Genomic DNA, 23,987 nt, shown 5'->3' on the forward strand with positions numbered 1-23,987 from the left:
ATAAAAACAGATACTTCAAAATCATTAAGACGTTGCCGGAACAAGCAAAAAACGGAATATATTATTCAGTTGAATAGGTTAAAGAGCGAATAAATCGCTCATTAACCTTACGTCATTTAAACATCTTTGACTTTATACATCAGCCCGAGCGCCACCACCGCCAGCACAGTTGCCGCCCAGTAGACCGGATAATGGCCGAAGTTTTCCACGATAAAGCCCTGCAGCAACCCCGCGCAAATCACACCGGTGGAAATGCTGTTGGTGAATAGCGTAGTCGCTGAACCTGCCCTTCCCGGCATCAGATCCTGAAAATACAGCATGCCGATCCCCGCCACGATGCCGATGAAAATCGCATTGAACAGTTGCAGGATCATCAGCGCCGCCTTGAACTGAAACGCCACCAGTCCGGCATAGAAAATCACACCACTCGCCACGGCGTACAGCATCAGCTTGCGTTTGCCGGTACGTTTCACCAGATATCCGGCCAGCAGCATGGCAGGGATTTCCAGCCCGGCCGCCGTCCCCATCAGCAAGCCTGCCAGCCCTTCCGGCAGGCCCAAATCGCTGGTGATGTACAGCGGCATATCAATGACATACATGATATTGCAGGTCCACATCAGCAAAGAAGAAAAGAACAGCAGACGAACATCTTTGTTACGCCAGGCGCTGGCATGCACTACTTTTTCGTCCACTGGCAGTTCAAGGCGTGGTACTGAGGGCAGGAAAAACAGGATCATCAGTATGCTGCCGACAAACACCGCTGCCGCACTCAGGTACATTGGCGTAAAGCCGTAGTTCAACGCCACCATGAACGACAGCGGCGGGCCAAGCACCCAGGCCAGCGAGAGCATCGCACGCATCATCGAGCTGAACATCACCACTTCACTGGCGGAGCGATCCGCATGTTCCCGCGCCAGTGCAAAGAGCTGGGGCATCGACGCGTTACCTATCGCTGCCAGCAACACACCGACAGTGATCAGCACCAGATAATCGCGGCTGAAGGCAAAGACCAGACTGTTGCCGATCGCCATCAGGCAGCAGAACATCAGTAATTTCCGCCGGTCGCCTTTGTTATCCGAGCGGTTAGCCAGCAGGAAGCTGATGGCAATCCCGGCGATAGCGTTAACGGTATAAAAGAAGCCGACCCACAATGGCCGGACTTTCACTTCATTGGTCAGAAACAGACTCAGCGTCGGCGCCTGTAATGCACCCGCCACGCCGCACAGCAAGGAGACCACCAGAAAGGTGACATAAATACGATTAAAACGAGGTTTTGACATGACGTCGTCCCTGAGAAATGAATGCAGATAAAGCAAGACAGACAGTGTAGCGAAGTTTCAGTCGGTTCAGGAAAATGAGCATAAAAAAACCAGTGAGTTTCCTCACTGGCTGGTGACAATACACCATTACTCAGAAAATCGAATTTAGTCAGACCTGAAGTCACAGTCGCCGGCGGTATTGTTCGTCGTCCATCGTTTCCATATCCCACTGCGTGAGACGGGACAGAATATCCAGACGGTACTGCACCGGTACCCATGACAGCCAGTCTGCATGATTTTTAGAGGCGTTCTTTTTGATGGCTTCAAAATAACGCTGATAGAAACGGGCGTTCAGACTGCGTTTCATGATGATCTCCGGTTGTTCACAACAGGCTTTCGTTGAGAAACAGTATCGGCGTAATATGAGGAAAGATAAATTGATGAAGATCGGCCACGGAGTTCCTCTTTTATGTCCTCATCCCGTTTGCAACAACAGTTCATCCGCTTATGGCAAAGCTGTCACGGTGAAGAAACTGAAACGACATTACAGGCACTGTCAGAAGTCCTGAACTGTTCACGCAGACACATGCGCTCGTTGCTCAGCACCATGCAGGGACAGGGCTGGCTGACGTGGGATGCAGAGGCCGGACGCGGCAAACGATCCACGCTGAAATTTCTTTATACCGGGCTGGCACTCCAGCAACAGCGAGCTGAAGAGCTGCTGGAACAGGACAGCATTGATCAGCTGGTACAACTGGTCGGCGACAAAACCCTGGTGCGTCAGATGCTGCTGTCCCAGCTCGGGCGCAGCTTCCGTCAGGGCAAACATATTCTGCGCGTACTGTATTATCGCCCGCTGATGAATCTGCTGCCCGGCACCATGTTGCGCCGTTCAGAAACCCACATTGCCAGACAAATCTTTAGCGGCCTGACACGCATAAATGAGGAAAATGGGGAAGCAAAAGGCGATTTAGCCCATCACTGGCAGGAAGTTTCGCCGCTGCACTGGCGGTTTTATCTGCGCCCCGCCATTCATTTTCATCATGGTCGCGAACTCGAGATGGCAGATATTATCGCCACGTTTATTCGCCTGAAATCACATCCGCTGTTCAGCAACCTGAAATCAGTCACGACGCCCACGGCAAATGTCATAGATATCCACCTGAATGAACCCGACCGCTGGCTGCCGTGGTTGTTTGGCAATATCCACGCGATGATCCTGCCGCAGGAATGGCAGTCACTGCCTGATTTTGCCCGCCATCCGGTCGGCACCGGCCCTTACGCCGTGGTGCGTAATCTGAAAACACAGCTGCGCATCCGCGCCTTTGACGATTATTTTGGCTTCCGGGCACTGATCGACGAGGTGAATATCTGGGTATTACCGGAACTGAGTGAAGAGCTGGTGCATTCCGGCGTACAGCTTCAGGCTGATGAATCAGGCAAAAGCGAGCTGGAAAGTCGCCTTGAAGAAGGCTGCTATTTCCTGTTATTTGACCAACGTTCGCCGGTCGGACAATCTGAAGAAACACGCCAGTGGTTGTGCGATTTACTCAATCCCATCGCCTTACTGAATAATGCCGAACCGATTTACCAGCGCTACTGGTCTCCGGCGTATGGCCTGCTGCCGCGATGGCATCACAAAGCGCCCCGGCCACGTCCGCCCAAACCGCAAAACCTGACGCAGGTAACGCTGACATTTTACGGCGAGCATTCCGAACATCAGGCGATCTGCAACGCCCTGCGCCCGTTGCTGGCGGAAGAAGGTATCGAACTGATTATTCAGATAGTGGATTACGCAGTCTGGCACCGCGGCGATGCCAAAAGTGATCTGTGGCTCGGCAGTGCCAACTTCACCCTGCCGCTGGAGTTTTCACTGTTCGCGCATTTCTACGAATTGCCGCTGGCAAAGCATTGCTTTAGCGAAGAGATGAACGACGATGCCGCCCTGTGGCACGCCGGGAATTTATCGATGGCGAAATGGAGCCAGAAACAGACGGTCAGCCATCAGATCCATCCCCTGTTCCATCACTGGCTGGTGCTACAGGGGCAACGCAGTATGCGCGGCGTGCGTATGAACACCCTCGGCTGGTTCGACTTTAAATCCGCCTGGTTTGCACCACCGGACAGTTAATCGGACTATCGCATCGCGCCGTTAGTCTCTAGAATGACATCCGTTCTCAACGGGGTGCCAGCACTTGTGAAAGCAAGTTTAAATATGGCTGAGACCTGATACCCGTCGAACCTGATCCGGTTAATCCCGGCGGAGGGATTTGAGACTGCGCGATGCTTACTCAAAATCCTTTGCCCTTTCATTTTTTTGGAGCGCAAAGTTGAAAAAATTACTGTCCTGCCTGCTGTTACTTTCTGCACCTGCATTTGCGGCAAAACCTGTTCTGACGGTTTATACCTACGATTCTTTCTCTGCTGACTGGGGCCCCGGTCCCGCCATTAAAAAAGCCTTTGAAGCCCAATGCGGCTGCGAACTGAAATACGTGGCGCTGGAAGATGGCGTGTCTTTGCTCAACCGTCTGCGGATGGAAGGTAAAAACAGCAAAGCCGACATCGTGCTGGGGCTGGATAACAACCTGTTGCAGGCCGCTGAACAAACCGGTTTATTCGCCAAAGCACCGAAAACCAACGCCAGACTGACGGTGCCGGGCGGCTGGAATGACAGCACTTTCGTGCCTTACGATTACGGTTATTTCGCCTTCGTCTACGACAAAAATAAACTGAAGAATCCGCCAAAAAGCCTCGATGAACTGATCAACAGCGACCAGAAATGGAAAGTCATTTATGAGGATCCACGCACCAGTACACCGGGTCTGGGCCTGATGCTGTGGATGCAAAAAGTCTACGGCGATAAAGCGCCGCAAGCGTGGGAAAAACTGGCGAAGAAAACTGTCACCGTCACTAAAGGCTGGAGCGAGGCTTACGGTTTATTCCTCAAAGGCGAAAGCGACCTGGTGCTGAGCTACACCACCTCTCCGGCATATCATATTGTCGAAGAGAAGAAAGATAACTACGCCGCAGCCGATTTTACCGAAGGGCATTACATGCAGGTCGAAGTGGCGGGCCAGCTGGCAAACAGCAAGCAACCGAAACTGGCTGAACAGTTTATGAAGTTCGTCACTACGGAAGATTTCCAGAAAGTGATCCCGACCGGCAACTGGATGTATCCGGTGGTGGATACGCCGCTGCCTGACGCGTTTAAACAGCTGACGGTTCCGGCCAAATCTCTGCAATACAGCGCACAAGATGTCGCAACTCATCGTTCACAATGGATCCAGGCATGGCAGAACGCCGTCAGCCATTGATCCCCCGCTGGCTGTTGCCGGGCGTCATCGCATCACTGGCTATGTTGCTGGTGGCCGTACTGGCTTTAGGCTCTCTGTGGCGTCATGCGCCACAGATGAACGGCACCTCGCTCTGGCAGGATCCTTATCTCTGGCATGTGATCCGCTTTACTTTCTGGCAGGCGCTGCTTTCAGCGCTTTGCTCGGTGCTGCCCGCGATTTTGCTGGCACGCACCTTGTTCCGCCGCCGTTTTCCCGGCCGTCAGCTGTTACTGCGTTTATGCGCGATGACGCTGGTCTTGCCGGTTTTAGTCGCCGTGTTTGGCATCCTCAGTGTTTACGGAAGACAGGGCTGGCTGGCGCAAATTTGCGGCTGGCTGGGCATGGATTACCGTTTCTCGCCGTATGGTTTACAGGGCATTTTGCTGGCGCACGTGTTTTTCAATCTGCCGCTGGCAACCCGTCTTTTAGTGCAGGCACTGGAAAATATCGCCGTTGAGCAGCGCCAGCTCGCCGCACAACTCGGTATGAATATCTGGCAGCAATTCCGCTTTGTGGAATGGCCTGCCATTCGCCGGCAGATATTCCCCGCCGCCGCCTTAATCTTTATGCTGTGTTTCGCCAGCTTCGCCACGGTGCTTTCACTGGGTGGCGGTCCGCAGGCAACGACCATTGAACTCGCCATTTATCAGGCGCTAAGTTACGACTACGATTTAAGCCGCGCCGCCACGCTGGCCCTGATCCAGCTGTTTTGTTGCCTGGCGCTGGTGTTGCTCAGTCAGAAACTCAGTCAGGCGTTGCCGGTGGGCCAAACGCATTCTCAGCGCTGGCGTAATCCTGACGATTCCTGGCTGCGGCGCATCGCCGATGCCGTACTGATTGGCCTGGCGTTGTTGCTGATCCTGCCGCCGTTACTCGCCGTCATTACCGATGGCGTAAACCGTGCAGCGGTCGGTGTCTTGCAACAACCCGCGCTCTGGCAGGCATTATGGACATCCGTGCGTATCGCGCTCGGCAGCGGATTATTGTGTGTGCTGCTGACCATGATGCTGCTGTGGAGCAGCCGCGAACTGCGGTTACGCAAGAGAAATAGCTGGGCGCAGGCGATGGATCTGAGCGGCATGCTGATCCTCGCGATGCCGGGTATTGTGCTGGCGACCGGTTTCTTCCTGTTGCTCGGCGATACCACCGGTTTGCCACAATCGCCATGGCCGCTGGTGATCCTCACGAATGCGCTGATGGCCGTACCTTATGCATTAAAAGTGCTGGATAACCCGATGCGTGATGTGGCAGAACGCTACACGCTGCTGTGTCTTTCGCTGGATATGCATGGCTGGCAGCGGCTGCGCCGGGTTGAACTCAGCGTACTGAAACGCCCGATTGCGCAGGCACTGGCTTTCGCCTGTGTACTTTCGCTGGGGGATTTCGGTGTGATTGCCTTGTTCGGCAACGAGAATTTCCGCACCCTGCCGTTTTATCTGTATCAGCAGATTGGTTCCTACCGCAGCCAGGACGGCGCGGTGACGGCGCTGTTATTACTGCTGCTATGCTTCCTGTTATTCACCCTGATTGAGAAACTGCCGGGCCGCCATGCTGACGCTGAATAAACTGACGTATTTGTACGAACATCTGCCGATGCGCTTCGATTTACAGATCGACGCCGGTGAACGTGTGGCAATCCTCGGCCCGAGCGGCGCCGGGAAAAGTACCCTGCTGAGTCTGGTCGCCGGTTTTCTGGCGCCGGTCAGCGGGCAGATCCTGCTCAACGGCGCAGATCACAGCGTGACGCCACCGGCAAAACGTCCGGTGTCGATGTTGTTTCAGGAAAATAATCTGTTCTCGCATCTGACGGTGCGTCAGAACATGGGGCTGGGATTGCATCCGGGGCTGAAACTTACCGCGCAGCAGAAGCAGGAACTGGAAGAAATTGCCCGGCAGGTCGGGCTGACTGAATGTCTGGACCGGCTGCCATCACAACTTTCCGGTGGCCAGCGTCAGCGTGTCGCGCTCGCGCGTTGCCTGCTGCGCAGTCAGCCGGTTTTATTGCTCGACGAGCCCTTTTCAGCACTCGATCCGGCGCTGCGCAGTGAGATGCTGACGTTGCTGGATAAGGTATGTGAGCAACGCCATCTCACGCTGCTGATGGTGTCGCACAATCTGGATGATGCGGCACGGATCGCGCCGCGCACGTTGCTGATCGTCGATGGCCGGATTTTTTACGACGGGCCGACGCAGGCACTGACCGACGGCAGTGCACCGCAGGCCAGCGTGTTGGGGATAATGCCGGGGATCAGCGGGTGATCACTTGCCACAGCAAATGACCATAAACCGGCATCATCGGCTGTTCGCTCAGCATCACCAGACTCACTGCGGTTGCGACCAGACTTAGCACACAGACGATGCGCAAACGCGCTAAGGGCAACCATTTTGTCATCGCATCAGGTGAAGCTTTGCCCGAACGGAACCAGCGCCACAGCAACCAGGCACTCAGCCAGATCAGCACCACGGCGGCAAACAGCATCCATTTGAAGACCGAACTGTTGTGGCTGGCCGGAATATCAATGGCCACGCCCGCCAGAATACCCGGCAGGAAATACACCGGTGGCCAGGTGATGCAGCCAATAATATTCGGCGGTGCAAATTTGTAAGGCGGAAGGTTCAGCATACCGGCAACCATCGGCACCAGCGGGCGTGTTGGTCCGATGAAACGCCCGATAATCACCGTCGCAAAACTATGGCGATCCAGCGCATAACCGGTTTTATCCAGTAATGACTGGTAACGTTTGAGGAAGCGCCAGCGATGCAGCGGTTCCTTGAAACCGCGGCCAATGAAATACGAGGCCCAGTCGCCGAAGAAACATCCCAGCCCCGCCGCCAGCCAGGCTTCGTACAACCCCACCTGACCGCTGCCGATCAACGTCCCGAGCGTCGCCATCATGACGGTACCCGGCAGGATCAGGCCCACCAGCGCCAGCGACTCGAAGAAAGCCACCACCGCGACGATAATTAATGCCAAGCCCACCGACTGAGCGACCAGATGTTGTAGATAGGCTTCCATATCTTCCCAGAATTCAGTTGCGCCAATTGCGCAGATAAATGAGACAAGTGTGAGTTTTCTGCATTCTCATTGTAGTAAATACATCAAGCGGCTGAATTGTCAGCGCATGAACTATCACAGTCAACCGGGTAATTGTATGCGTATTTGGCAGAAACCTGAGCCATAGACAAAGACTGTATAAATAACCATACTCTGTTCTGATTCCTTATCTGTTCATCTTTACCGTTCCGAGGCGCTTATCACTTCCACCTTTGTCCGTCCCGCTTCTGCTGCCACTGACACCCCGCCGCGTCAGGGATTTGTGCTGACCCGCCACTGGCGCGACACGCCACGCGGTACCGAGGTGGAATTGTGGCTGGCGACCGACGAAGGTCCGCAGAAAGTGCGCCTGCCTTTACAGGAATCGGTGGCGTTTATTCCGGCCGAACAACGCGCGGCGGCGGAGCGCATTCTCATTGATGAAAAAAATATCAGTCTGCGTCCGTTGCCGTTGCAGGATTTCCATTCCCGCGCCGTTCTCGGCCTGTATTGCCCGCAACACCGGCAGTTAATGCGGATTGAAAAACTGCTGAAAGAAAATGGCGTCAGTGTTTTCGAAGCGGATATCCGCCCGCCGGAACGCTTCCTGATGGAACGCTATATCACCGCACCGGTGTGGTTCAGCGGTAAACCGGGGCCGGACAAGCTGCTGATGGACACCAAAATGAAACCGGCGGAGGACTACCGCCCGCCGCTGAAACTGTGTTCTCTGGATATCGAAACCAGCGGCAACGGCGAGTTGTACTGCATCGGGCTGGAAGGCTGCGGGCAGCGCCACGTGTATATGCTCGGCCCGCCGAACGGCGATCCTAATGCTCAATTTGATTTCAACATGGTTTACGTCGACAGCCGCCCGCAGTTGCTGGAAAAACTCAATGAGTGGCTGGAAATCTATGATCCCGACGCGATAATCGGCTGGAGCGTAGTGCAGTTTGACCTGCGGGTTTTACAAAAACACGCCGACCGCTACAAAATCCCGCTGAAATTCGGGCGCGGCGGCGGTGAACTGGAATGGCGTGAACACGGTTTCAAACAGGGGCACTTTTTTGCTGCCGCTGCGGGTCGTCTGATCATCGACGGTATTGAAGCACTGAAATCGGCGTTCTGGAACTTCAACTCATTCAGCCTGGAATTCGTCTCGCAAAGTTTATTAGGCGAAGGCAAAGCCAGCGACAATCCTTATCAGCGGCTGGCCGAAATCGAACAACGTTTTCGGGAAGATAAACCGGCGCTGGCACGCTATAACCTGAAAGACTGCGAACTGGTGACGCGTATTTTTGCCAAAACTGAACTGATGCCGTTTTTGCTGGAACGCGCCTCGGTCACCGGTCTGGCCGTGGATCGCAGCGGCGGTTCAGTGGCGGCCTTTACCCATCTTTATTTACCGCGCATGCACCGCGCCGGTTACGTCGCGCCCAATATGGGCGAATTGCAGGGCGAAATGAGTCCCGGCGGTTTTGTGATGGATTCGCGTCCCGGTTTGTACGATTCGGTGCTGGTGCTCGATTATAAAAGTCTGTACCCGTCGATTATCCGCACCTTCCTGATCGACCCGGTCGGACTGGTCGCCGGGCTGCAACAACCGGACGATGAACATTCGGTGCCGGGTTATCGCAACGCCCGCTTCTCGCGGGAAACACATTGCCTGCCGGAAATTGTCCGCCAGATCTGGATGGGTCGCGAAGAAGCCAAGAAGCAGAAAAACAAACCGCTCTCGCAGGCACTGAAAATCATCATGAACGCGTTTTACGGTGTGCTCGGTTCGAGCGGCTGCCGCTTCTTTGATCCGCGTCTGGCTTCTTCTATTACCCTGCGCGGGCACGACATTATGCGTCAGACCCGCGAACTGATTGAAGCCGAAGGTTATCAGGTGATTTACGGTGACACTGATTCCACCTTTGTCTGGCTGAATAAAGCCCATTCACAGGAAGACGCCGACGTTATCGGCCGCCATCTTGTGGAGCGGGTTAATGTCTGGTGGAAAGCCCATCTGCAACAGGAATACGGGCTGGAAAGCGCACTCGAGCTGGAATTCGAAACCCATTATCAGCGTTTCCTGATGCCGACCATTCGTGGCTCGGAAACCGGCAGCAAAAAGCGCTATGCCGGGCTGGTGAATGACGCCGACGGTGAGCACATCGTTTATAAAGGGCTGGAAACTGTACGCACCGACTGGACGAAGCTGGCGCAGGAATTTCAACAGGAGCTGTATCAACGCATATTCCACCGCCAGCCGTATCAGGATTACGTGCGCGAATATGTCGCACGCACGCTCAGTGGCGAGTTTGATGACAAACTGGTGTACCGCAAACGCCTGCGGCGCAAACTGAGTGATTATGAAAAAAACGTGCCGCCGCATGTTCGCGCCGCGCGGCTGGCCGATGACTATAACGCGCTGCATGGCCGGGCAAAACAGTATCAGAATGGTGGCTGGATAAGCTATGTGATGACCACTTCCGGCCCGGAGCCGCTGGAAAACCGTCAGTCACCTGTCGATTACGATCACTACATCGAGCGTCAGCTCGAGCCGGTCGCCGATGGCATTTTACCTTTCCTTCACGATGACTTTGCTACACTGATTACAGGTCAGATGGGTTTATTTTAAACAAAAGAAGGCGCAGCTCTTGTGATTCACAGGTGACGAATCGCTTACCTTCCATTACCATAGCGCCCTTTCCCATTTCTGAATCATCCTCACACAGTGAATTACTCCGCGCCTCCGGGCGGGGAAAGAAAACTATTGCCCGTGAAACCTCTCGGGCTGAACAAGCATTGCGCAGTCGCCGTATACAGAGCACACAACACAGAGAGAAATTATGCCGTTTACATTAGGTCAACGCTGGATAAGCGATACGGAAAGCGAATTAGGATTAGGAACCGTAGTCGCGCTGGATGTGCGCATGGTCACCCTGCTTTTCCCCGCCACCGGTGAAAACCGTTTGTATGCCCGAAATGATTCCCCGATCACCCGCGTGATGTTCAACCCCGGTGATACCATCAGCTGTCACGAAGGCTGGCAGTTGCAGGTCGAAGAAGTTGTTGAAGACAAAGGTCTGTTGACCTATATCGGCACCCGTCTGGACACAGAAGAAACCGGCGTTGCCATGCGCGAAGTGCTGCTCGACAGCAAACTGACCTTCAGCAAACCGCAGGATCGTCTGTTCGCCGGTCAGATTGACCGCATGGACCGTTTTGCCCTGCGTTTCCGCGCCCGTAAATATCAGCGTGAACAGTTCCGTCTGGAATTCGGCGGTCTGCGCGGTATGCGTGCCAGCCTCATCCCACATCAGTTGCACATCGCTTATGAAGTCGGTCAGCGCCATGCGCCGCGCGTTTTACTCGCCGATGAAGTGGGGCTGGGCAAAACCATCGAAGCGGGCATGATTATTCATCAGCAACTGTTGTCCGGCCGTGCCGAACGCATACTGATCGTGGTGCCAGAAACCCTGCAGCACCAGTGGCTGGTAGAAATGCTGCGCCGCTTCAATCTGCGCTTCTCTTTGTTTGACGACGATCGCTACGCTGAATCCATCCATGAAGCAACGAACCCGTTTGAAACTGAACAACTGGTGATCTGTTCCCTTGATTTCGTGCGCCGCAATAAATCCCGTCTGGAGCAGTTATCCGATGCGGCCTGGGATATGCTGGTGGTCGACGAGGCCCACCATCTGGTGTGGAGCGAAGACGCGCCGAGCCGCGAATATCAGGTTATCGAACAGCTTTCCCAGCAAATCCCGAGCGTTCTGCTGCTGACCGCTACGCCGGAACAACTGGGCCAGGAAAGCCACTTTGCGCGCCTGCGCCTGCTGGATCCGGACCGTTTCCACGATTACGAAGAATTCATCGAAGAACAGCAGCAATACCAGCCGGTGGCTGATGCCGTGACGCTGTTACTCAACAAAGAACCGCTGACGCCGGAAGCGCTGGCGCTGCTCGGTGAAAGTGTCGGCAATGCCGATACCGATGCCCTGCTGACCGCCGCCAATAAAGGCGACGAAGCCGCAGCGAAACAGCTGGTTTCCATGCTGATGGACCGTCACGGTACCAGCCGCGTACTGTTCCGTAACACCCGTAATGGCGTGAAAGGTTTCCCTGAGCGTCATCTGCATGCGGTTAAACTGCCGCTGCCGACGCAGTATCAGACCGCGATAAAAGTCTCGGGCATTATGGGCGCGAAGAAAACCGCCGAAGCCCGTGCGCACGACATGCTGTATCCGGAACAGATTTATCAGGAATTTGAAGGCGAGAACGCTACCTGGTGGAACTTTGATCCGCGCGTCGAATGGCTGCTCGGTTATCTGACCGCCAACCGCGACGAAAAAGTACTGGTGATCTGCGCTAAAGCCGCCACTGCATTGCAACTGGAACAGGTTCTGCGGGAGCGTGAAGCAATCCGTGCTGCTGTGTTCCACGAAGGTTTGTCGATCATCGAACGTGACCGCGCCGCCGCTTACTTTGCTTCCCAGGAAGAAGGCGCGCAGGTTCTGCTGTGTTCTGAAATCGGCTCCGAAGGCCGTAACTTCCAGTTTGCCAGCAAGATGGTGATGTTCGACCTGCCGTTCAACCCGGATCTGCTGGAACAGCGTATCGGGCGTCTGGATCGTATCGGCCAGCAAAACAATATCGACATCATGGTGCCATACCTCGAGCAGACCGCGCAGTCGGTACTGGTTCGCTGGTTCCATGAAGGTCTGGACGCATTCGAACATACTTGTCCGACCGGCCGCACCATTTACGACAGCGCTTATGAGCAACTGATTGCGTTCCTGGCGGCACCGGCCGCGCAGGAAGGTCTGGACGAGTTCATTCTTACATGTCGCGCCGAACATGACGCGCTGAAAGAGAAGCTGGAAAATGGCCGTGACCGCCTGCTGGAGATGCATTCCAACGGTGGCGAACGTGCTCAACAACTGGCGAAGGAAATCGGCGAGCAGGATAACGACGTTAACCTGGTCAACTTTGCGCTGAACCTGTTCGATATCGTCGGCATCAATCAGGAAGATCGCAGCGATAACCTGATCGTCCTGACACCGTCTGATCACATGCTGGTGCCGGATTTCCCGGGTCTGCCGGAAGACGGTTGCACCGTGACCTTCGATCGTGAACAGGCGCTCTCGCGTGAAGATGCACAGTTTATCAGCTGGGAACATCCGATCGTGCGTAACGGTCTGGATCTGATCCTTTCCGGTGATACCGGCAGTTGTGCGGTATCGATCCTGAAAAACAAAGCGCTGCCGGTCGGTACCTTGCTGGCGGAACTGGTTTACGTGGTGGAATGTCAGGCGCCGAAGCATCTGCAACTGACCCGTTTCCTGCCACCGACACCGGTGCGTATGCTGATGGATCGTAAAGGCACCAATCTGGCAGCTCAGGTTGAATTTGAGAGTTTTAACCGTCAGTTGAATGCCATCAACCGTCACAACTCCAGTAAACTGGTGAATGCCGTGCAGCAGGATGTTCACGCCATGCTGCAACAGGCGGAAGCGGAAATTGCCGATCAGGCGCGCGCCCTGATTGAAGCAGCGAAAGTGGAAGCTGACGAGCAACTGACCAAAGAACTGGGTCGTTTGAAAGCGCTGAAAGAAGTGAACCCGAACATTCGCGATGACGAACTGGAATCGGTAGACTCTAACCGTAAGCAGGTGCTGGCGAATCTGAACGATGCCAGCTGGCGTCTGGATGCGATCCGCCTGGTGGTGGTCAGCCATCAGTAAGCCCGACGGGATGCAGCCGGTCTGCATCCCTTATTTATTTCAACCTGAATGCAGACTGAAACCGCTATGAGCGAACATCAACCGACTATCCCTGAACCGTCGAAAACCCGGCCGCTGGAGAATTACAATCCGCCGACCGATCCCTGGTTACAGGTGATTTTTCAGGATGAACACATCATGGTGGTCAATAAGCCGAGCGGGCTGCTTTCCGTGCCGGGCAAGCTGGCCGAGCATCAGGACAGCCTGATGACGCGTATTCAGCAGGAATTTCCTGAGGCTGAGTCCGTCCATCGTCTGGATATGTCCACCAGCGGCGTGATCGTGGTGGCGCTGACCAAAGACGCTGAGCGTGAACTTAAACGCCAGTTCCGCGAACGCGAAACCAAGAAAGTGTATATCGCGCGGGTCTGGGGACGGGTTGAAGAAGATTACGGCATTATCGATTTGCCGCTGATTTGCGATTATCCTAACCGGCCGAAACAGAAGGTCTGTCACGAGACCGGCAAGAAAGCGCTGACGCAGTATGAAGTGATGTCATGGGATGATGACGGCACAACGCGGGTGAAACTGCGGCCGATTACCGGACGTTCGCACCAGTTGCGCGTGCACCTTCTGGCGCTCGGGCATCCGATTCTGGGCGATAAATTCTATGCCCATCCGCAGGCGCTGGCAGCGGCCGGTCGTTTGCAACTGCACGCACAGGAATTATCGTTTTATCATCCGATAACCGATGCGCCGCTGGTATTTAACTGCGAACCGGATTTTTAACCATTCAAATAATACATATTTCTTCAATCACTATTAAGTAATATGTATTACATTAGCATCGTGTTGTTTTATCAGAATTTACCTTGCCAAAAATATAATATCGGCTTCCTCACCTATTCCCTTCCCTGTTAATTCGCCCCGCACGACTGATAACATCCCGCCCTATTTATTCAAATTTAATTATTCACCCTTCAGGGAAGACGACATGAAATGGAAACCAAAGCTGCTCAGCAGCCTGATTGCATTGGCGCTTTTTGATGCCGATGCCGGTATCATGCGTGAAGATGTTGCGGTTCAGGACTACCGCGACTTCGCAGAGAATCTGGGGAAATATGGTGCCGGTGAAGAAAACATTGAAGTTTTCAAAATGGACGGCACGTCAGCCGGAATGCTGAACTTTCCTATGCCTGATTTTGGCGCAGTCAACAGCCTGGGTTTCGCGACATTAATTTCACCTTCCTATATTGCCAGCGTTGCTCATAACGGTGGATATACTTCCGTTGATTTTGGGAATCACGCAAAATACCGAACCACCTATAAATTAATCAGCCGAAATATTCATCCAGCTTATGAAACATGGAATAAAGACTTTCATGTTCCCCGTCTGAATAAAGTCGTGACCGAAGCCGCGCCAGTACCAATGGTAGACACGCAGCAGGTGCGTAATAACCCGGAACGTTATGTTTACTATGCGCGGGTTGGCTCAGGAACGCAGTATCAGGTCGACCCGGTCACCAAGAAACCCGTCTATATCACCGGGGCTTACGATTGGAAAAGCGGCGGCACGATGGTTAATCCCACTTTTGAACCGTCACGTTTACGCTGGGTGAACTACGGGCCACCTGATGCACGTGCTCAGCCATTCAGTTCAGCGATACAAGCAGGCGACAGCGGAAGCCCGCTCTATGTTTACGATAACGTGGAAAAAGAATGGAAAATCTATGGTGTCTCACCATGGGGAGGCACAGGAAAAACAGGATATGAATACATCAGTTATACGCTGGATATGCAGCTGAATTTCCTCAAGGGCGTTATTGCTGAAAATACCGATCCTGATGTGACCGATATCGCCGCCGACGGCGACATTCACTGGACGGCTGCCAATATTACGCAGGGCGAAAACAGCTGGCAGTGGCACGGCGTCAACACGGCACTGCCTTCGCAAGCCTCCAATGATGAACTCAATGCCTCGAAAGACCTGCGCTTTGCCGGTGATGGCGGCCTGATCGTACTCGATAGCGCCGTCAATCATGGTGCCGCAAAACTGCAATTCTCGAACGATTACCGGGTGGTGTCGGCTGAAGGTGCGAACAGCACCTGGGTGGGCGGCGGGATCGAAGTCGATGCGGATAAAACCGTTGACTGGGAAGTGAACGGTTTAGCCGGAGATACTTTACATAAAATCGGCGAAGGTACGCTGTACGTCAATGCCGTGGGGAATAATGGCGGCGCGCTGAATGTCGGCGACGGGCTGGTGGTGTTAGCCCAGCAGGCCAATGAAGCCGGGGAGCAAAAAGCCTTCTCCAAAGTCACCATTGTCAGCGGTCGACCGACCGTGCAGATCGGCGGCGAAAACCAGATTGAAAGCAGCGATATTTACTTTGGTTACCGTGGCGGTAATCTGGATCTGAATGGCTATGACATGGCTTTCAGCACCATTAATCACAGTGATTCCGGTGCGACAATTATTAACAGCAATGCAGACCAGATCAGTACGCTGACGTTGAATAACTCTGATAACCAGACATTTATTGGCCATCTCGGCAGTCAGGAAACGGCGTCGAATTTGAACGTCGATTATGCGCCGGACTCCTCCGCAGGCGTCTGGGAACTGGCGGGCGGAGCCGATCTGAATCAGCTCTCCGTGCAAAATGGCATTCTGAGACTGGCGGGTCGCCCGACACCGCATGCCGGTAACGTTGTTTTCAGTGATGACTGGATTGATGAAACCTATACGATAAACAATGTGGATGTGGCCAGCCATGCCACCCTGCGGGTGAACGAACATGCCACACTGGATGCCAACGTTAAGCTCAATGAGCTGGCAAACCTGATGCTGAACAGTAAATCGCATCTGAGCGGCAAGGTGGAACTGGCTTCCGGCAGTATGATTTCTGTTGATCAGACAGACAGTAAAACCACCAGCACCGACGGCAATAATGACGTGGTGATTGACGCCACTATTTCCGGTAACGGAACCCTGAAGAAAATGGCGCCGGGCGCGCTGTACATCAACAGCGAGAATACGTTCACCGGTGCCACCAATATTTACAGCGGCGCGCTGATCCTCAACGGCTCCCTTGCGTCCACCGTCACGATGGAGAAAAACACGGTGCTGGCCGGTAACAACACCGTCGCCGATCTGATCCTGAAAGATGATGTGCAGCTTCTGCCACACTGGCCAGCCGAAAACGAAAGCGAGAGCGATACATTTGTCGCGGCCACGCAAACCGTTAACGGCACAATGGCGGCGGGCAGCAATAATCTGCTCAGCCTGCGCACGCATTTCGATCCGACTTTCACACAAACCGACAAGCTGCTGATCAACGGCGACATGGTTTCCTCTGCACCGGTGAGTGTTCAAGTCACACCGTCAGGGGCGGGTTTCTTCACTGATACGGATAATGATGGCGCAGCGGATAATCAGGAAGGCGTGTCGCTGATCCAGGTGGCCGGTAAGGCAACCAAAGACAGCTTCAGACTGGCGGGGGAATACGTGGCGCGCGGCGCTTACGCCTATAACCTGTATGCCTTCGCACCGGGCCGCAGCTCTGAAGAACAGCGTGAAGTGGCAGGCAGCGGCGATCAGTTCTGGGATTACCGTCTGCAAAACAACATGCTGACCGAAGGCGACAATACGGTACCGGTCGATAACACACCGGTTCCGCCAGAACCGACGCCGGATGATGAAGACGATGGCGAGGACGACGATACACCGGTTCCTGAACCAACGCCGGATGACGGCGGCGATAATACGCCGGTTCCTGAACCAACGCCGGATGACGGCGGCGATAATACGCCGGTCCCGCCGGCACCGACGCCAGATGACGATGATAGCGGAAAAAATACGCGTCCGGCCGTTACGCCGCAGGTGCCTTCTTATCTGTCTTTACCTTCCGCCCTGCTGAGCTACAACAGTCGCGTGAGTGAAACCTTCCGCAATCAGGTTCTGGCACAGGATGATAAGAAACAGAATCTCTTCTTCCAGTATCTCAACGGAGAAGACAACTATCATTCAGCACTCGGCTTTATGGATTATGGCTACGACTACACGCAGAAAGAAGAAGGCTGGCTATTGGGTGCCAAAGTGATGCAACTGGGTAACGACACCCACTCGCTGGCACTGAGCCTTGGCCTTTCCAGCGCTAATCTGGATGTCACGCCGGATGCCGCCGACGGCAACAGCAAAACGCAATACACCACCTGGGGACTCTCTTCACTGCTGTCGTATCAGTATGTCAGCGGTTTAACGGTGGATGTAGCTTCGGACGTCGCCATCTATGACGGCAATGTATCGACTGACCTGCGCGGCAGTGACGTGGCGGATATCAGTGCGACCTCCTTCGGTGGCTCTGTGGATGTGGGATATAAAATCCAGGCGGGTAATCATGTGCTGACGCCATTAGTTGGATTTGGCATTCAGCGCCTGCAAGTCGATGATTTTACGGATATTGATAATACGAAGGTTCATTATGACGATATCACCCGTCAGACTGCCCGCTTAGGGATGCGTTACCGCTACGACTGGGATACCGCAAATGCTGGTAAATGGGCGATTACGGCGAATACATTGTTCATTACAGATCTCAGAGACGATGCGTCAGTGGACATCGGAGTCACCTACAGCGACGTCAGCAACAGCTTCCACAGCGGTGCTGCAGGCAGTTCCGGGATGCTAGACCTGGGGATTATCAGCAATCCGATGCCGAATGTGTCACTGAATACCGGTGTACAGTATCAGCACAGGCTGGAAGATGAAGGGGTAGATTACTGGCAGGCTGTCGCAGGGGTGACGTTTAAGTTCTGACACTGACACAAATCTGTGTCCCACAAAGCAAAAGGCGCTCTGAAAAGAGCGCCTTTTTAATGATGACGTTATTTAAAGCCTTTTTCACGTTTGATCAGGTCATACGCCGCCTGAATCGCCTGTGCTTTTTCCTTCGCCATTTCCATCATTTCAGGCGGTAAACCTTTCGCCACCAGTTTGTCAGGATGATGCTCGCCCATCAGTTTGCGGTAGGCACGTTTAATGGTCGTTGCGTCGTCGGTGGCATTCACGCCCAGCACTTTGCAGGCATCTGCCAGCGTCGGGCCTTGCTGCGTCTGGTGATAACCGCCGCCATACGAGCGTCCCCCCTGCTGGTGACCGCCAAACTGCTGGCCGCCTTCCATCATGCGCAGGAACTGATCGAACTGCATCCGTGAAATCCCGAGCTCTTCAGCAATCACGTACAACACTTCGCGTTCATTGGGATGCAATGAACCGTCGGCGTACGCGGCCTGGATCTGGATTTCCAGAAAAGTCCGTATCAGGTCAAAACGACCAAAACACGCAGTGCGCAGTTCGCGCATTTTCTCACGCAAGGGATAGTCAGCTTCTTTCCCGTCGCGAAAGGCGCGTTGTGCGGCTTCGCGCTGCTCGCCGTGCAACTGCATACGTTCCATGTAAAGACTGGCGATCTGAATATCCGCCTCGGTAACTCTGCCTTTTGATTTAGTCAGATTTCCCATCACCTCAAACGTGGTGCGGAAAAAGATGGTTTGACGTGTCTGCTGATCGGCAAAATACCCTCTGCGTTTCGCTGAACGCGCGGTATCAAACATATGCCCTATCAGCAGCCCTGCTACAATTCCCCAGAAGCCTAAACCGGACCATAAGCCCAGGATAAGTCCGAGCAGTTTTCCCCAATACTGCATATACTCCTCAATTCGCCATGCCGTCGCTTAAAAATTGCTTTATCATAACCGGCATTTATCGTTGTGCCTAACGGCAGCAACGTAACAGGTGGGATTTAACACTAGCGCAACCATGATGAGTGAGATAGTCTCTGACCGTTTGCCGGCATGATGCCTCTGATGACGGAACACCATTTTACGTATGAAAAACAGACGTCTGAAAACACGCTTACCGACAATGCTGGCCGCCACAATCTGGTCAGTATTGTACAGTCACGGCGCAATGGCCGATCTCGCAGCACAATGTATGCTCGGCGTTCCGACCTATGACAAACCTTTGGTGCAGGGTGATCCTAATTCACTGCCTGTGACCATCAACGCCGATAAGGCGACCGGCAATTATCCTGACAGTGCGCTGTTTAGCGGCAACGTTAACGTTGTTCAGGGCAACAGCACACTGGATGCTGATCAGGTTCAGCTTAATCAAATCGCCAATCCCAATCAGCCGACCCCGACCCGAACCGCTACTGCGACCGGCAACGTGCGTTATAACGATAACCAAATCAAGCTGAATGGCCCGAAAGGCTTTGCGAACCTGACCACCAAAGATACTGATGTTCAGGATGGCGACTATCAGATGGTCGGCCGTCAGGGACGTGGTCAGGCTGACAAAATGAAGCAGCGTGACAACAACCGTTACACCATCATGGATAACGGTACATTTACCACCTGTCTGCCTGGCGATAACAGCTGGAGCGTCGTCGGTTCCGAAGTGATTCAGGATCGTCAGGAAGAAGTGGCTGAAATCTGGAATGCCCGCTTCCATATCGGTCCGGTGCCGGTGTTCTACAGCCCGTACATGCAGTTGCCGATTGGCAATAAGCGTCGTTCCGGTTTCCTTATCCCTAATGCTAACTACAGCAGCAATAATGGCGTTGGTGTCACCGTTCCTTACTACTGGAACATTGCGCCAAACTACGATGCCACGATTACGCCCAATTACATGAGCAACCGTGGTCTGCAACTGCAAAATGAATTCCGCTACCTGACCGTTGCCGGTGCGGGTCTGATGGAATTCGATTATCTGGGTAACGATAAGAAAATCGATCAGCAGTATGTCGAAGATGAAAACCGTACCAGCGATAAAACCAAGCGCTGGATGTATTACTGGCGTCATGCCGGTGTATACGATCAGGTTTGGCGCTTCAACGTCGACTATACCAAGGTCAGTGACCCTTATTACTTCACCGATTTCGATTCGAAATACGGTTCCAGTACTGACGGCTATTCCACGCAGAAATTCAGCGTAGGTTACGCGAACCAAAACTGGGATGTCACACTGGCCAGTAAGCAGTTCCAGGTGTTCTCAGATTTCGGGAACGCCAACGCTTACCGTGCACAGCCACAGCTGGATATTAACTATTACAAAAATGATGTGGGCCCGTTTGACCTGCATCTGTACGGTCAGGCGGTGAAATTCACCAGCGTAAACCCTGACAACCCGGAAGCAGTGCGTACACACTTCGAGCCGACTATCAGCCTGCCACTCAGTAATGGCTGGGGAAGTCTGGATAACGAAGTGAAGCTGATGACAACCCACTATCAGCAGGATATTCCGGACGCGTATTACGATAGCAATCCGAATACCAAACTGCGTTCATCCGTGAACCGTACGATGCCTGAGTTTAAAAGCGACGGCAAAATGGTGTTCGACCGCACGATGGACTGGAACAGTGACTACACCCAGACCCTCGAACCGCGCGTACAGTACCTGTATATCCCTTACCGCAATCAGAGCTCGATCAATACCTATGACTCGACGCTGTTACAGTCCGACTACACCGGCCTGTTCCGCGATAAAAGCTACAGTGGTCTGGACCGTATTGCCTCTGCAAACCAGGTGGCAAGCGGTTTAACGACCCGTATCTATGACGAAAATCTGGAAGAGCGCTTTAATGCCTCTGCCGGTCAGATTTATTACTTCCAGCCGCCACGTACCGGTGACGTTGATAGCGTCCTGGATAAAAATGATGATACGGGCAGCCTGGTGTGGGCCGGTGACAGCTACTACAAAATCAACAATTTCTGGGGTATCCGTGGCGGCGTGCAGTATGACACCCGTCTGGATGCGCTGGCTTTAGGCGATGCAGTGCTGGAGTACCGCGCAGACTCAGAAAGAATGATTCAGCTGAGTTACCGTTACGCCAGCCCGGAATATATTCAGGCAACGTTACCTAACGTTACCAACCCGGGTTATCAGGACGGTATTTCGCAGGTTGGCGGCATCGCCAGTTGGCCGATTGCTGACCGTTGGGCAATCGTGGGGGCGTATTATTACGACACCAAAGCACAGCAGCCAGCCGATCAGCTTATTGGTTTGCAATACAACACATGCTGCTGGGCTATCAATGTTGGTTATGAACGTAAGATCACCAGCTACGATACGGTTAAGTCAGAAAGTAAATATGACAATAAGATTGGTTTCAATATTGAACTTAGAGGCCTGGGTAACAATCAAACCCTCGGAACGAAAGAAATGTTGGCCAGCGGCATACTGCCTTATCAACGCGCTTTCTAAGCCCGAAACACGATTCATTTCGTGAAGACACGACGAATTCAGTGAACTTGAAACCCGCGCTTGCGGATTAGACAAATGGAAAAAGTATGAAGAACTGGAGAACACTTCTCCTCGGCGTGACGCTTTGTGCCAGCACTGCGTTTGCTGCCCCTCAGGAAGTTGATAAAGTTGCCGCCGTCGTTAACAACGGCGTGGTATTGCAAAGTGACGTTGATAGCTTGTTTAATTCTGTAAAACAGCAGGCACAGCAGGCTAAACAGCAGTTGCCGGATGATGCGACTCTGCGTCACCAGATCCTCGACCGTTTGATCATGGATCAGATCCAGTTACAAATGGCGACCCGAATGGGCATCACGCCAACCGATCAGGACGTGGATAAAGCCATTGCCGGTATTGCACAGCAAAACAACATTTCTGTTGATCAACTGCGCAGCCGTCTGGCTTATGACGGAATGAACTACAGCACTTACCGTACGCAGATTCGCAAGGAAATGATCATCAGCGAAGTACGTAACAGTGAAGTGCGTCGCCGTGTCACCATACTGCCTCAGGAAGTGGATCAGCTTGCCAAACAGGTTGCGGCGCAAAACGGCAGCGGTGCTGAATTCAACCTCAGCCATATCCTGTTGCCACTGCCAGAAAACCCAACTCAGGATCAGGTTGATTCTGCAGAACAGCTGGCGAAGAAAATTGTTGCTGATCTGAACAATGGTGCGGACTTTGGCAAACTGGCTATCACCTACTCGGCTGATTCCCAGGCACTGAAAGGCGGCAACATGGGCTGGGGCAAATTGCAGGAACTGCCTTCCCTGTTTGCTCAGGCGTTAAGCACCGCTCAGAAAGGCCAGGTCATTGGCCCGATTCGTTCTGGTGTTGGTTTCCACATTCTGAAAGTGAACGATATCCGTGGCGACAATAAAACGGTTTCTGTCACCGAGGTTCACGCCCGTCACATCCTGCTGAAACCTTCTGTCGTAATGACGGATGCGCAGGCGCGTGCGAAGCTGGAACAGGTTGCGGCTGATATTAAGAGCGGTAAAGCCACATTCGCTGATGAAGCCAAACAGCTTTCTCAGGATCCTGGCTCTGCTAATCAGGGCGGCGATTTAGGTTGGGCGTCACCAGATATGTACGATCCTGCGTTCCGTGATGCGTTGATGAACCTGAAAAAAGGCGAAATCAGTGCACCGGTTCACTCTTCGTTTGGCTGGCACTTGATCCAACTTATCGACACCCGTCAGGTCGATAAAACAGATGCGGCACAGAAAGAACGTGCTTACCGTATGCTGTTCAACCGCAAATTTGCGGAAGAAGCCCAGACGTGGATGCAGGAACAGCGTGCTGAAGCGTATGTGAAAATTATGGATGGGAATGGAAAATAATACTTCCGTGACAAAATCTGTGGTCATTACCCCCGGCGAACCGGCCGGGGTTGGGCCGGATCTGGTACTGGCGCTGGCTCAGCAGGCATGGCCTGTTGAGTTAGTGGTCTGTGCCGATCCGGCCTTACTGCTTGAACGTGCTGAGAAACTCGGCCTGAATATCCGCTTACGCGATTATCAGAAAGCGCGTCCGCCAGAGCCTCAGGCTGCGGGCACATTGACCATTTTGCCTGTTAAACTCGCCGTCCCGGTGACCGCAGGTAAACTTGATGTGGCTAATGCGCCCTACGTGGTGGAAACGCTGGCGCGTGCCTGCGACGGTGCTATCAGCGGTGAATTCGCTGCACTGATCACCGGCCCGGTTCAAAAAAGCATTATCAACGATGCCGGAATTCCCTTCATCGGCCATACCGAATTCTTCGCTGACCGCAGCCATTGCGACCGTGTTGTGATGATGCTGGCAACCGAAGAGTTGCGCGTTGCGCTGGCGACCACGCATTTGCCTTTGCTGGCGGTGCCGGGTGCAATTACCCGTGAATGCCTGCATGAAGTCATCACCATTTTGCATCATGATCTGAAAACCAAATTTGGTATTACCGAGCCGCAAATTTATGTGTGTGGCCTGAATCCACATGCCGGCGAAGGTGGCCACATGGGGCACGAAGAGATCGACATTATCATTCCTGCCCTGGACGAACTGCGCCAGCAAGGGATGAATCTCATCGGCCCGCTGCCCGCTGATACGTTATTCCAGCCTAAATATCTGCAACATGCCGATGCTGTTTTATCGATGTATCACGATCAGGGCCTTCCGGTGCTAAAATATCAGGGATTTGGTCGCGCAGTGAATATCACACTCGGCCTGCCTTTTATCCGGACTTCCGTTGATCACGGTACCGCCCTTGAACTCGCCGCCACCGGCACCGCCGATGCGGGCAGTTTCAAGACAGCAATAAATCTCGCCATTCACATGGCAAATAACAGCAACGATAAATAACAA

General features: G+C 53.5%; 15 protein-coding genes and 1 riboswitch. Of the genes, 11 read left to right on the plus strand and 4 right to left on the minus strand.

The features are described 5' to 3' along the window. Positions 1-116: 116 nt before the first annotated feature. Both EX31_RS03705 and sgrT read right to left on the minus strand, forming a co-directional pair. The gene (locus tag EX31_RS03705; protein WP_037033441.1) at positions 117-1,280 is read right to left on the minus strand and encodes an MFS transporter; all 1,164 of its coding nucleotides are present in this window, start codon (positions 1,278-1,280) and stop codon (positions 117-119) included. Positions 1,281-1,440: 160 nt separating this feature from the next. Next, positions 1,441-1,626 (minus strand): glucose uptake inhibitor SgrT, encoded by a 186-nt coding sequence (gene sgrT, locus EX31_RS03710; RefSeq protein WP_037033442.1) that lies wholly within the window; start codon positions 1,624-1,626, stop codon positions 1,441-1,443. 102 nt (positions 1,627-1,728) lie between these two features. On the opposite strand from sgrT, the gene sgrR reads away from it, so the two are divergent. The 4 genes from sgrR to thiQ all read left to right on the plus strand — a co-directional run bounded on the left by sgrR (position 1,729) and on the right by thiQ (position 6,853). Beyond that, positions 1,729-3,390 carry an HTH-type transcriptional regulator SgrR gene (sgrR, locus tag EX31_RS03715; RefSeq protein WP_037033443.1) on the plus strand — a complete coding sequence of 554 codons (1,662 nt, stop codon included), beginning with the start codon at positions 1,729-1,731 and terminating at the stop codon, positions 3,388-3,390. A gap of 40 nt (positions 3,391-3,430) precedes the next feature. After that, positions 3,431-3,546: riboswitch (TPP riboswitch) on the plus strand. Positions 3,547-3,589: 43 nt separating this feature from the next. Beyond that, on the plus strand, positions 3,590-4,573 hold the full coding sequence (gene thiB, locus EX31_RS03720) for a thiamine ABC transporter substrate binding subunit (protein ID WP_037033573.1): 984 nt from the start codon (positions 3,590-3,592) through the stop codon (positions 4,571-4,573). Then, on the plus strand, positions 4,549-6,159 hold the full coding sequence (gene thiP / locus EX31_RS03725; RefSeq protein ID WP_037033444.1) for a thiamine/thiamine pyrophosphate ABC transporter permease ThiP: 1,611 nt from the start codon (positions 4,549-4,551) through the stop codon (positions 6,157-6,159). Before thiB ends, thiP begins: the two co-directional genes overlap by 25 nt. After that, positions 6,143-6,853 (plus strand): thiamine ABC transporter ATP-binding protein ThiQ, encoded by a 711-nt coding sequence (gene thiQ / locus EX31_RS03730; protein ID WP_013577034.1) that lies wholly within the window; start codon positions 6,143-6,145, stop codon positions 6,851-6,853. The genes thiP and thiQ overlap by 17 nt, the downstream gene beginning before the upstream one ends. On the opposite strand, the gene EX31_RS03735 is transcribed toward thiQ, so the two are convergent. Then, positions 6,843-7,610 carry a DedA family protein gene (locus tag EX31_RS03735; protein ID WP_013577035.1) on the minus strand — a complete coding sequence of 256 codons (768 nt, stop codon included), beginning with the start codon at positions 7,608-7,610 and terminating at the stop codon, positions 6,843-6,845. The two genes, thiQ and EX31_RS03735, sit on opposite strands and share 11 nt — an antisense overlap. Before the next feature lie 238 nt (positions 7,611-7,848). Here EX31_RS03735 and EX31_RS03740 point away from each other — a divergent pair, with 238 nt between their 5' ends. The 4 genes from EX31_RS03740 to EX31_RS03755 all read left to right on the plus strand — a co-directional run bounded on the left by EX31_RS03740 (position 7,849) and on the right by EX31_RS03755 (position 18,158). Beyond that, positions 7,849-10,254, plus strand: coding sequence for a DNA polymerase II (locus EX31_RS03740; RefSeq protein ID WP_255347811.1), 2,406 nt, complete (start codon positions 7,849-7,851; stop codon positions 10,252-10,254). A gap of 211 nt (positions 10,255-10,465) precedes the next feature. Continuing rightward, positions 10,466-13,363: an RNA polymerase-associated protein RapA gene (rapA, locus tag EX31_RS03745; RefSeq protein WP_037033447.1), complete on the plus strand. Its 2,898-nt coding sequence runs from the start codon at positions 10,466-10,468 to the stop codon at positions 13,361-13,363. Positions 13,364-13,429: 66 nt separating this feature from the next. Then, on the plus strand, positions 13,430-14,131 hold the full coding sequence (gene rluA / locus EX31_RS03750) for a bifunctional tRNA pseudouridine(32) synthase/23S rRNA pseudouridine(746) synthase RluA (protein ID WP_015690474.1): 702 nt from the start codon (positions 13,430-13,432) through the stop codon (positions 14,129-14,131). Positions 14,132-14,336: 205 nt separating this feature from the next. Further along, entirely contained in the window at positions 14,337-18,158 is a 3,822-nt protein-coding gene (locus tag EX31_RS03755; protein ID WP_037033449.1) for a S6 family peptidase, read from the plus strand. Between the two features lie 68 nt (positions 18,159-18,226). On the opposite strand, the gene djlA is transcribed toward EX31_RS03755, so the two are convergent. Then, the gene (gene djlA / locus EX31_RS03760) at positions 18,227-19,048 is read right to left on the minus strand and encodes a co-chaperone DjlA (protein WP_013577040.1); all 822 of its coding nucleotides are present in this window, start codon (positions 19,046-19,048) and stop codon (positions 18,227-18,229) included. 181 nt (positions 19,049-19,229) lie between these two features. Between djlA and lptD the strand changes: the two genes are divergently transcribed. The 3 genes from lptD (at position 19,230) to pdxA (ending at position 23,984) form a co-directional block, all read left to right on the plus strand. Then, positions 19,230-21,605: an LPS assembly protein LptD gene (lptD, locus tag EX31_RS03765; protein WP_013577041.1), complete on the plus strand. Its 2,376-nt coding sequence runs from the start codon at positions 19,230-19,232 to the stop codon at positions 21,603-21,605. An 86-nt stretch (positions 21,606-21,691) separates the two neighbouring features. Continuing rightward, entirely contained in the window at positions 21,692-22,987 is a 1,296-nt protein-coding gene (gene surA, locus EX31_RS03770; protein WP_013577042.1) for a peptidylprolyl isomerase SurA, read from the plus strand. Further along, positions 22,977-23,984: a 4-hydroxythreonine-4-phosphate dehydrogenase PdxA gene (pdxA, locus tag EX31_RS03775; protein WP_037033575.1), complete on the plus strand. Its 1,008-nt coding sequence runs from the start codon at positions 22,977-22,979 to the stop codon at positions 23,982-23,984. The genes surA and pdxA overlap by 11 nt, the downstream gene beginning before the upstream one ends. Positions 23,985-23,987: the final 3 nt, after the last annotated feature.

The organism is Rahnella sp. WP5, from assembly GCF_000745615.1.
In the GTDB taxonomy this organism is placed as follows: domain Bacteria; phylum Pseudomonadota; class Gammaproteobacteria; order Enterobacterales; family Enterobacteriaceae; genus Rahnella; species Rahnella aceris.

Coding starts and splice junctions, on each gene's coding strand:
- EX31_RS03705 (WP_037033441.1), bottom strand. CDS start 1,280: ATGTCAAAACCTCGTTTTAATCGTATTTATGTCACCTTTCTGGTGGTC.
- sgrT (WP_037033442.1), bottom strand. CDS start 1,626: ATGAAACGCAGTCTGAACGCCCGTTTCTATCAGCGTTATTTTGAAGCC.
- sgrR (WP_037033443.1), top strand. CDS start 1,729: ATGTCCTCATCCCGTTTGCAACAACAGTTCATCCGCTTATGGCAAAGC.
- thiP (WP_037033444.1), top strand. CDS start 4,549: ATGGCAGAACGCCGTCAGCCATTGATCCCCCGCTGGCTGTTGCCGGGC.
- thiQ (WP_013577034.1), top strand. CDS start 6,143: ATGCTGACGCTGAATAAACTGACGTATTTGTACGAACATCTGCCGATG.
- EX31_RS03735 (WP_013577035.1), bottom strand. CDS start 7,610: ATGGAAGCCTATCTACAACATCTGGTCGCTCAGTCGGTGGGCTTGGCA.
- rapA (WP_037033447.1), top strand. CDS start 10,466: ATGCCGTTTACATTAGGTCAACGCTGGATAAGCGATACGGAAAGCGAA.
- rluA (WP_015690474.1), top strand. CDS start 13,430: ATGAGCGAACATCAACCGACTATCCCTGAACCGTCGAAAACCCGGCCG.
- EX31_RS03755 (WP_037033449.1), top strand. CDS start 14,337: ATGAAATGGAAACCAAAGCTGCTCAGCAGCCTGATTGCATTGGCGCTT.
- djlA (WP_013577040.1), bottom strand. CDS start 19,048: ATGCAGTATTGGGGAAAACTGCTCGGACTTATCCTGGGCTTATGGTCC.
- lptD (WP_013577041.1), top strand. CDS start 19,230: ATGAAAAACAGACGTCTGAAAACACGCTTACCGACAATGCTGGCCGCC.
- surA (WP_013577042.1), top strand. CDS start 21,692: ATGAAGAACTGGAGAACACTTCTCCTCGGCGTGACGCTTTGTGCCAGC.
- pdxA (WP_037033575.1), top strand. CDS start 22,977: ATGGAAAATAATACTTCCGTGACAAAATCTGTGGTCATTACCCCCGGC.